A 1,488-nucleotide genomic window follows, 5' to 3' on the forward strand; every position below is an offset into this window, starting at 1 on the left:
TGGAAGCGAAATCGTCTATACGGTCCGGGAGACGCCGGTTGCCGGATACACGACGGCGATGACAGGCGATGCCGCGAACGGCTTTACCATCACCAACACGATTGCGGGCAAGGTGTCCGTACCGGTCGAGAAGAAGTGGGTCGGCCCCAAGGGGGCGTCCGCAACCATGCATCTGTATGCCAACGGGGCAGATACGGGCAAGAGCATCACGCTCGATGAGACCAATCACTGGCAGTATACCTTCGCCGATCTGGAGAAGTATGACCATGGCAATGAGATCCAGTATACGATCGTAGAGGATCCGATCGCCAACTATGATTCACAGACGACGGGAGACGCCAGCCAGGGATTCGTCGTCACCAACAGCAACACGGAGAAGATCGATGTCCCGGTCAAGAAGCAGTGGGTCGGAACGCCCGCGGCCAGCGTGGAGATCAAGCTCTTTGCCGACGGCCAGGACGCGAACAAGTCACTGACCTTGAATGCGGCGGGCAACTGGGAGGGCAAGTTTGAGAACCTGCCCAAGTACAAGGCGGATGGAAGCGAAATCGTCTATACGGTCCGGGAGACGCCGGTTGCCGGATACACGACGACAATCGAGGGCGATACGGAGCATGGGTACGTTGTCACAAATAAGGCGAATGTAACGAAGAAGGACAAGCCCAAGAAGCCCGGATCAACACCTAAGGCGCCAAAGACAGGTGATCTTGGCAACGTGGATTGGTACATGTTCACGGCTTTTGCCTCTTTACAGGCACTGATTGTGTTTGCTCTGTTAAAGAGAAGAAAGGCAAATGAGAAGTGACTTCCATTTTGATCTGATTGCTAAGTCGATGAACAGGGCGGGTTCCTGCGGGAATCCGCTCTGTTTCGATACAGAGGCGGGCGCAAGATAGAGATCTTACAGCTTGGATTGAATGTAGACTGGATTTGAAGTAGAATAACTGACAGAAATGCATCGAAGATGGGGGCGGGACCGGACGAGTCTCTCCCCCTTCTTTATCAGACGCAAGAGGCCCCGGACAGGGACACAGCACCAAAGGAGGTAGCCATGCGACATCTGATGAGCCCCATGGATCTGTCAGTAGAGGAGATCAATCGGCTGATGGATCTGGCGGCGGACATGAAGGCGGATCCAGACCGATACGCCCACAGCCTGGAGGGGAAAATCCTGGCGACCTGCTTCTATGAGCCGTCCACCAGAACCCGTCTCTCCTTTGAATCGGCCATGCTGCACCTGGGGGGCAAGACCCTGGGCTTCGCTTCCGCCAACTCCTCCTCCGCGGCCAAGGGAGAGTCCGTAGCCGATACCATCCGGGTCATCTCTTCCTTCGCGGATATCTGCGCCATGCGCCATCCCAAGGAGGGGGCTCCTCTGGTGGCCAGTCTCCACTCAGAGATTCCGGTGATCAATGCCGGTGACGGGGGACACCAGCACCCCACCCAGACTTTGACAGATCTCTTTACCATCCATACGCTCAGGGGCAG

At 56.3% G+C, this 1,488-nt stretch carries 2 protein-coding genes; both read left to right on the plus strand.

Annotated features, from left to right (window positions below; all coding sequences use genetic code 11):
- Positions 1-805, plus strand: an 805-nt coding sequence (locus ACO5R6_RS07460; protein WP_485626556.1) for a Cna B-type domain-containing protein, incomplete at its 5' end; no start/stop codon positions are given.
- 246 nt (positions 806-1,051) lie between these two features.
- On the plus strand, positions 1,052-1,488 hold a 437-nt coding region (locus ACO5R6_RS07465; RefSeq protein ID WP_485626557.1), incomplete at its 3' end, for an aspartate carbamoyltransferase.

It is taken from the genome of Shuttleworthella sp., assembly GCF_057251025.1.